The organism is Xanthomonas sp. 3793 (genome assembly GCF_024806835.1).
Taxonomy (GTDB): domain Bacteria; phylum Pseudomonadota; class Gammaproteobacteria; order Xanthomonadales; family Xanthomonadaceae; genus Xanthomonas; species Xanthomonas arboricola_F.
In genome coordinates, this window is sequence record NZ_JANTYU010000005.1 from 297,679 (window position 1) to 305,958 (window position 8,280).

At 67.9% G+C, this 8,280-nt stretch carries 6 protein-coding genes; 1 reads left to right on the top strand and 5 read right to left on the bottom strand.

Annotation, left to right across the window (positions count from 1 at the left end; genetic code table 11):
* Nucleotides 1–251: 251 nt before the first annotated feature.
* Nucleotides 252–899 (bottom strand): cation transporter, encoded by a 648-nt coding sequence (locus FHY18_RS17915; RefSeq protein ID WP_259157635.1) that lies wholly within the window; start codon nt 897–899, stop codon nt 252–254.
* Entirely contained in the window at nt 896–4,111 is a 3,216-nt protein-coding gene (locus FHY18_RS17920) for a CusA/CzcA family heavy metal efflux RND transporter (protein ID WP_259157658.1), read from the bottom strand. The genes FHY18_RS17915 and FHY18_RS17920 overlap by 4 nt, the downstream gene beginning before the upstream one ends.
* 137 nt (nt 4,112–4,248) lie before the next feature.
* Here FHY18_RS17920 and FHY18_RS17925 point away from each other — a divergent pair, with 137 nt between their 5' ends.
* The gene (locus tag FHY18_RS17925; RefSeq protein WP_259158466.1) at nt 4,249–4,419 is read left to right on the top strand and encodes a hypothetical protein; all 171 of its coding nucleotides are present in this window, start codon (nt 4,249–4,251) and stop codon (nt 4,417–4,419) included.
* Between the two features lie 292 nt (nt 4,420–4,711).
* Here the strand turns inward: FHY18_RS17925 and FHY18_RS17930 are convergent, their stop codons facing one another.
* The 3 genes from FHY18_RS17930 to FHY18_RS17940 form a co-directional block, all read right to left on the bottom strand.
* Complete coding sequence (locus tag FHY18_RS17930; protein ID WP_259157670.1) at nt 4,712–5,983, bottom strand: efflux RND transporter periplasmic adaptor subunit; 1,272 nt, start codon at nt 5,981–5,983, stop codon at nt 4,712–4,714.
* A gap of 185 nt (nt 5,984–6,168) precedes the next feature.
* The gene (locus FHY18_RS17935; RefSeq protein ID WP_259157683.1) at nt 6,169–7,434 is read right to left on the bottom strand and encodes a TolC family protein; all 1,266 of its coding nucleotides are present in this window, start codon (nt 7,432–7,434) and stop codon (nt 6,169–6,171) included.
* A 56-nt stretch (nt 7,435–7,490) separates the two neighbouring features.
* A complete protein-coding gene (locus FHY18_RS17940) occupies nt 7,491–7,874 on the bottom strand; it encodes a hypothetical protein (RefSeq protein ID WP_259157689.1) in 384 nt (127 codons plus the stop codon).
* Nucleotides 7,875–8,280 lie beyond the last annotated feature (406 nt).

The following is an 8,280-nucleotide window of genomic DNA, read 5'->3' on the forward strand; positions in this document are numbered from 1 at the left end:
CCTCGATAAATGAATTGCCACCCATAGCCTGGGGAGCGGCGGCCCCGACAGCGTCAAGCTGCCACGCAACGTTGGGAATCAAGAACTTACGCTGGAACCGGCCGGCAACCCCATCGCGCTGGGTGCCGCCATCCGGAGCGATCCGGGCACAGCGAGCCGCGCATTATGCACGGCTTTCCCATGTGCCGCAAGCACTTACAGCACGTCGCCGCTGGCGCCGCCATTGTGCCTCGCCCGACCGTAGCAATGGGTCAGCCGTCCCCGGCTTGCGCCATCACCGCGACCCGACGCAGCTCCGCCAATGCGCCGCGCGCCACCTGCCACGCCGAGCGCAGGAACAGCAGCAGCAATGCCACCGCGATCACCAGGTCGGGCCAGCCGCGACCGAACGCCCAGACCCCGGCACTGGCAGCCAGCACCGCGATGCCCTCGTAGACATCGTTGCGCGAGCAGGCCCAGGCCGAGGCCAGGTTGATGTCGCCGCTGCGGTACGGCCACAGCAGGCGCAGGCACAGCAGGTTGGCGGCGAAGTTCAGTGCCGCCACCAGCCCCATGCTCTGGAACAGCGGCAGCTGCGGGTGGGCCAGCTTCCAGCCGATCTCGGCCGCCACCGCGAGCGCGGCCAGCAGGATCAGCCCGGCCTTGAGCAAGGCCACCCGCGCCTTGGCCGCCAGGCTGGCGCCCACCACCGCCAGGCTCAACGCATAGGTCAACGCATCGCCCAGGTTATCCAGGCTGCCGGACAGCAGCGCCGCGGCGCCACTGTGCAGCGCGCCGGCCAGCATCAGCGCGAAGCTGCCGGCATTGATCGCCAGCACCCACCACAGCACACGCCGTTGACGGGCCTGCATCGCCGCCACCTCCAGCGTCTTGCCGCAGCCGCAGCAGGACCCGCTCATGGCGTGCCTGCCTGCGGCCGTGCCGCCTCAACCGATGTGGCGGGCTGCGACCGCACACGGTGCAACCAGCGGTACAGCACCGGCAGCACCAGCAAGGTCAGCAAGGTGGACGAGACGATGCCGCCGATCACCACCGTCGCCAGCGGGCGCTGCACTTCCGCACCGGCGCCGACGTTGAAGGCCATCGGCACGAAGCCGAGCGCAGCCACCAGTGCGGTCATCAAGACCGGCCGCAGGCGACTCAATGCGCCCTCACGCAAGGCCTGCTCCAGCGGCATGCCCTGCGCACGCAAACTGCGCACGAAGGCGATCATCACCAGGCCGTTGAGCACCGCCACGCCCGACAACGCGATGAAGCCGACACCGGCCGAGATCGATAACGCCAACCCGCGCATGGCCAACGCCACGACCCCGCCGGTCAACGCCAACGGCACGCCGCTGAACACCACCACCGCATCGCGCAACGAACCGAACGACCAGTACAACAGCGCGAAGATCAGCAACAAGGTGCCCGGCACCACCCAGGCCAGGCGCTGGCCGGCGGAGATCAGTTGCTCGAAGGTGCCGCCGTAGCCGATCCAGTAGCCGGTAGGCAGCGCCACCTCGGCCTGCACGCGTTGCTGCACCTCGGCCACGAAACTGCCCAGGTCGCGATCGCGCACATTGGCGGTGATCACGATGCGGCGCTTGCCGTCTTCGCGATTGATCTGGTTCGGGCCGAGGACGGTTTCAATCCTGGCAACCTCACGCAACGGTACGGTAGTCGGCTCGCCGCTACGCCAGCCGGCCGCGCGGCTGGATTCGTCGGCATCGCCACGCTCGCCATCGCCGCGCAACGGGATCGGCAAATCCGCCAATGCGGCCGGGTCCTGACGCAGACCCTCCGGTAGCCGTACCACGATGTCGAACCGGCGGTCGCCTTCAAACAATTGCCCGGCGGCCTGCCCACCCACCGCGGCGGCTACGGTGTCCTGTACCACGCCGGGATTGAGCCCGTAGCCAGCCAGTGCAGCGCGGTCGGGCACCACTGCCAGCATCGGCAGGCCGGTGGCCTGTTCCAGACTGACATCGGCTGCCCCGGGCACGCTGCTGGCGATCTCCTGCACGCGCTGCCCCAGCTTCACCAGGGTCTGCAGATCGTCGCCGTAGACCTTGATCGCCACGTCCGCGCGCACGCCGGAAATCAGCTCGTTCATGCGCATCTGGATCGGCTGGGTGAACTCGTAGTTGTTGCCAGGCAACTGCTTCACCGCCGCTTCGATCTCGGCTACCAACTGCGCCTTGGGCTTGCGCGGATCCGGCCATTGCGCGCGCGGATGCATGATCAGGAACGTATCGGCCACCGATGGCGGCATCGGGTCGGTGGCCACTTCGGCGGTGCCGAGCTTGCCGAACACATGCGCCACTTCCGGAAACTGCTTGATGCGTTTTTCCAGGGTGGATTGCATGGTGATGGCCTGTTCCAGGCTGGTGCCGGGAATGCGCAAGGCATGCAGCGCAATATCGCCTTCATCCAGGTTCGGAATGAACTCGCTGCCCAGCCGCGTGGACAGCAGCGCACACAGCGCCACCGTGACCAGCGCCGCAATACCGACCCAGCGGCCGTGCCGCAGCGCGCGATCCAGCAGGGGCGCATACACGCCGCGCGCCCAGCGCATCGCGCGGTTCTCGTGCTCGGCCACCTTGCCGCCGAGCAGCAAGGCGATCGCGGCCGGCACGAAGGTCAGCGACAGCAACATCGCCCCGCTCAGCGCCAGCACCACGGTGATGGCCATCGGATGGAACATCTTGCCTTCGATGCCGGTGAGCGCGAACACCGGCAGATACACCGCGGTGATGATGCCCAGGCCGAACAGGCTGGGGCGGATCACCTCTGCAGTGGCGTCGGCAGTCAGTTCGAAACGCTCATCGCGCTCGAGCACGCGCCCCAGGCGCAGTTGTGCTTGCCCGAAGCGGCGCAGGCAGTTCTCCACGATGATCACCGCGCCATCGACGATCAGGCCGAAATCCAGCGCGCCCAGGCTCATCAGGTTGCCGGACACGCCACCGCGCACCATGCCGGTGAGCGTGAACAACATCGCCAATGGAATCACCGCCGCGGTAATCAACGCCGCACGCACATTGCCCAGCAGCAGGAACAGCACCACGATCACCAGCAAGGCGCCTTCGATCAGGTTCTTGGCAACGGTGACGATGGTGCGGTCCACCAGCGCGGTGCGGTCGTACACCGGCACCGCCTGCACGCCGGCGGGCAAGCTGGCATTGGCCACTTTCAAACGCTCGGCAGCCGCCTGCGACACGGTGCGGCTATTGGCGCCGACCAGCATGAACACCGTGCCCAGCACCACTTCGCTGCCGTCCTGGGTGGCAGCACCGGTGCGCAACTCGCGGCCCTCGCCCACCTGCGCCACATCGCGCACCCGGATCGGCACACCTTCGCGCCGATCCAGCACGATCGCGCCGATCTGCGCGATGTCATCCACCTGCCCCGGCACCCGCACCAGGAACTGCTGTCCATTGCGTTCGATATAGCCGGCACCGATGTTGCGATTGTTCGCCTCCACTGCGCGCGCGACATCGTCCAGCGTGAAACCCAGTGCGACCAGGCGCGCCGGATCGGGCGTGATATGGATCTGCCGCGCGTAGCCACCGATGGTATTGACCTCGGTCACGCCGGGCACATTGCGCAACTGCGGCCGCACCACCCAATCCTGCAGGGTGCGCAGGTCGGTGGCCGTCCACGCGGTGCCATCGGGTTTGCGCGCGTTGGGCTTGGCCTCTACGGTGTACATGAAGATCTCGCCCAGGCCAGTGGCGATCGGCCCCAGCTGCGGCTCCAGCTCGGCCGGCAGCTGTGATTTGACCTGCTGCAAACGCTCGGCCACCTGCTGCCGCGCAAAGTACAGATCGGTGCCATCGGCAAACACGGCGGTGACCTGCGACAAGCCGTAGCGCGACAACGAGCGCGTGGACTCCAGCCCCGGCAATCCCGCCAGCACCGTCTCCAGCGGGAACGTCACCCGCTGCTCCGACTCCAACGGCGAATACCCCGGCGCAGCCGTATTGACCTGCACCTGCACATTGGTGATGTCCGGCGTCGCATCGATCGGCAAGCGCGAAAAACTCCATGCCCCGATCGCAATCAACACCCCCGTCAACGCCAGCATCAACCAGCGCTGCGCGATCGCAAACCGGATGATGTTGGTCAGCATGACAGGCCCCTCCGTGCAGACATGGCAATACAGTGCGCTGGCCGCCCCCCTCGTCGTGACACGGACAGACAGCGCCGCCGCCCTATCGCGACACGCCGCAACACTCCAACCAAACACCCACCCGCACACCAGCGCTGTTGCTGTTGCTGTTGCTGTTGTTGCTGTTGCTGTTGTTGCTGTTGTTGCTGTTGCTGTTGTTGCTGTTGCTGCTGTTGCTGTTGTCTGCTTTCGGGGCCCCATACCGCAGCGGCAAGACCGGCGGATACAACCCGCAGGGCGGCGCGCATGGATGCGCGACGTTTTTGTAAGGAACAGGGATGTCCCTTACAAAAATTTCTGCCGGCCTTGCGAACCCGCAGCGCCGCAGGCGCGGAGGGCGCGAGGACGGGGTGTGCTTTCTTTTTGGTTACTTTTTCTTTGCACAAGCAAAGAAAAAGTGACTCGCGCCCGCCAGGGCGTGAAAGCCTTTGCCCTAGTCCGACAGCGCGCAAAGGTCTTTGCTCGAGCATGGAAGGGCGCGAATGCCTTGGACGTGGCGCGTCACCCTTCGCCCACCAAACGCCCCCACTCGACGACGCGATGCCGCCCACACCAACGCGATCAATGATCATGCGACGCCCCCGACTTTTCGATGTCGGCCTTGACCAGATAGCTCTGCTCCACCACCACCGCATCGCCCGGCGCCACGCCCGACACCACTTCCACCTGCTGCGCATCACGCGCGCCCAAGGTCACCGGCCGCGCCTCGTACACATCGCCCACCCGCACGAACACCACGTCCCACTCGCGAAAGCGCTGCAACGCCCCCACCGGCACCACCATCGTTGCCGGCTGCTGGGCCACCGTCACCCGCGCCTTCACTGCCGACCCTGGCCGCCACGACCCGTCGGTATTGCGCAACACCGCGCGTGCCACGGTGCTCTGACTGGCCGTGGCCGTGCCCGGCAACACGCGCTCCAGCGTGGTTTGCGCCACCACGCCATCGCTGATGCGCGTCACCGTCACCGGCGCGCCTGCGGCGATATGCCCCGCGTCGGCGCCAAAGATGTGCAGGTCCACCCACAGGTTCGACAGATCCGCGATCTCGAACAGCGCTTGGCCCTCACCCGCGTTGCTGCCCAGGCTGGCGTTACGCGCCAGCACGGTGCCGCTGATCGGTGCGGTGACCGAGTAGGTGGTCAGGCTGAGATTGCTCTCCACCGTGGCCAGCACCTGGCCGGCACGTACCTGATCGCCGACATTGGCGCGCAGGCTGCGCACCGGCCCGGGAAAGCGCGCGGTCGCCTGCGCCTGCGCCCCTTCTGCCGGCGTCAGCAGACCTTGCACTTCATGCTGATCGGCGATGCTGCCGGCGCCCACCGGCGCCACGCGGATGCCGGCGTCCTGCGCAATCCTGGCGGCAATCGTGGTGCGGCCTTCATAGCTGGAATAAGTCCAGCGATGCGTCTTGCCCTGCACGCTGGCACGCACTTCCACGTCGAACGAATGCGGCTCGCCCACTTCGCTGGCGGCCAGCAGGCTGCCGTCGGCCTGCGCGCGCAGCGGATAGGTGTCGACCTTTCCACCCAGCCGCGTGGTCCTGACCTGCACGCTGCCGGCGCTGGCCGGTATCGGTTTGCCGTCGCGATAGAGCCAGGCCTGGAATGTCGGCGGGCGGCCGTCTTCGGCGATCGCAAGCTCCACGCTGTCGCCGTCCTGGCTGAGCAGCCGGCCGCCGTGTTTGCCTTTGGCCTCGTCGGCGTGTTCGGCGCCGCCGCCCTCTTCGGCATGGCCGGCCTCGCTGCCTGCATGGCCCTGGTCGTGGTCATCGGCGCGGCCGCAAGCGCCGAGTAGCAGCGCCAGCAGCAGTAGCGCAAGGATAGAAGGCTTCATCGAAGGAAATCCTTTGGAATGCCGGCGCACTGCGCCAAGCGATACAGCAAATGAGGGGAGCCGCTGCGTGCGATACGGCCGCGTGCACGCAGCGGTGCGCAAGCGAGGGGCGGCGGCGATGCAGGTTGGATCCGCAGAGGTGGACAAAATGGCGTGCAACCGCGCGTACAGCCGGATGGTCGTGGTCATGGAGTCGTCTCCGCCGTGACCACAAACGGTTGGCCGGTCAGCCGCTGGATCTCGATCAATGCGGTCTGCGCTTCCACTGCGGCAGCGAGTTGCTGCTGCCGTGCATCGCTGCGCTGCGCCTGCAGCTGCGCCCAATCCAGATAACTGGTGGCACCGGCGCGATAGGCGCGTTCTGCGGCGGCATCGGCACGTGCCAGCGCAGGCAGCACTTCATCGCGCATGCGCGCCACCTCCAGCTGGCCGGCGCGGTAACGCCCATGCGCATCGGCCAAGGTGGCGTACAGCTGTAAGGCCTGCGATTGGCGTTCGATGTCCAGCAGCGACAGCTCAGCCTGCGCGGCGCGGATCTCGGGCTGCGCACGACCGGCGCTGCCCAGTGCAAGCGACACACTGCCGACCAGGGCGGTGGCGTTGTTGCCTTCGAGCCGGCGCACACCGACCTGCCAGTCCAGATCCGGGCTGGCCTGGCTGCGGGCCAGCTGCAACCTCGCATCGCGCAGGCGCTGCTCGTTGTTCAGGCGCGCCAGCTCCGGCGTGCTGTCGAGTAATTGCGCCAGTACCTCGAACTCGGGGATGGCCGGCAGTTGCAGGGCATCGCCGCTGATCTGGTCGGCCTCGATGCTGCGCGCGCCCCACAGCAGCGCCAGTTGCCGACGTGCAGCGGCCACTTCCAGCTGCGCACGGTCGCGATCCAGTTCCGCACGCGACTGCAGGGCGCGTGCAGTGAGCAGGACCGACTCGGGCGATGCGCCGGCCTGCAACCGCTGGCGGGCGGCGGACACGGTGCGTTGGCGCTGCGCCAGGGTTTCCAGCGCGATGGTGTGGCGCTGGCGGGCGGCGCTGATGGCCAGATAGCGTCGCGCCACGTCGGCCAGCACATCCAGCCGCGCAAGGGCGCGTTGCGGGGCCAGCGCATCGATGCGTGCCTGCGCCAGCGTGCGGCGCGCATCCAGCTTGCCGCCGCGTTCCAGCACGCTGGCCAGGGTGACGGTGAGTTCGGCCTGGTCCAGCGCGCGGGTCGGCCCGCTGCCGAACACGTTTTCGATCTCCGCGCCAACGCGTAGCGGCGGGCGCAACGCGTCGCGCTGCGCCTCGGCAGCGAGCACGGCCTGCTGGCCGTCGGCCAGACGCAGATCGGGATGCTGGGCGGCGACGCGCGCGATGGCGTCGTCCAGGGTCAGCACAGTTTGGGGCGGTACGTCCTGCGCCATGGCGCACGGCACGACCGCGAGGGCGGCAAATGCCGCCAGTCGCAACCACATGAGGGTGTCTCCGCGAATCGGGATCGATGGACAGGCCGGCAGCCGCCGGCAAGGCATCAGGCCGCGATCGGGGGACGCAACAAGGTCTCGATCAGGTGCGAGCGGTAGTCGGTGGTCAGCGCAACCGGGTGCGCGTGTGTGCGCATCGGCAAGGGCCCCCAGGCCATTGCTGGCAGCATCGCCGGGCTATGCCCGTGGCAATACCCGCTGTGCATCAGCGCGTGCAGCAGGCCGGCACCATCGCGCTCGCCGGCATCGTCTTCGTCGGCGCCGTCGTGGCCGTGCGGCGCGCTGTCGTCCAGATGCGCCTGGTCGTGCGCCAGCGCATGCACATCGCCCAGCGCACAGGCCACCGGTGCGACCAGCACGCCCAACGCAAGCACTGCCAGCGCCATCAGGCGCAGCAGAGGGTGCAACAAGCGGGCGCGGCGCAGCAGCATGGCCGGCAGCGTATCGGGGCCAGGGCAGTTACACAATCGCATCCCGAGCGCCGTGCCCGATCCGGGGCGCAAGGCGCTCACCGGCGGCCCTGGCAGGGACGGACCTGGCCGCGAGACGGTCCCGACCAGTTCACGGCAACCGGAAGGATGCGGATGAACCACCGACGCCGGGCATCTGGTGTCCCAATGGCCGATCAGGGCTTGCGGCGGTGAGGACATCGGGACGGCATCGCGGCCAGGGCCGCGACACGGCTCGCACCGGTTCACGGTGAACGGAAGGATGCGGATGGGCCGTCGAGGCGGCGCGCCTGGTCCGCCGAACGGGCGATCATGCGTTGCGGCGTTGAGGACGTCGGGACGGCATCGCGGCCAGGGCCGCTCCTACAACAGCGGGGTCGCCGGTCCT

Excerpts from the sequence above, each read along its gene's own strand:
- FHY18_RS17920 (WP_259157658.1), bottom strand. The coding sequence starts at position 4,111 with ATGCTGACCAACATCATCCGGTTTGCGATCGCGCAGCGCTGGTTGATG.
- FHY18_RS17915 (WP_259157635.1), bottom strand. The coding sequence starts at position 899 with ATGAGCGGGTCCTGCTGCGGCTGCGGCAAGACGCTGGAGGTGGCGGCG.
- FHY18_RS17935 (WP_259157683.1), bottom strand. The coding sequence starts at position 7,434 with ATGTGGTTGCGACTGGCGGCATTTGCCGCCCTCGCGGTCGTGCCGTGC.
- FHY18_RS17930 (WP_259157670.1), bottom strand. The coding sequence starts at position 5,983 with ATGAAGCCTTCTATCCTTGCGCTACTGCTGCTGGCGCTGCTACTCGGC.
- FHY18_RS17940 (WP_259157689.1), bottom strand. The coding sequence starts at position 7,874 with ATGCTGCTGCGCCGCGCCCGCTTGTTGCACCCTCTGCTGCGCCTGATG.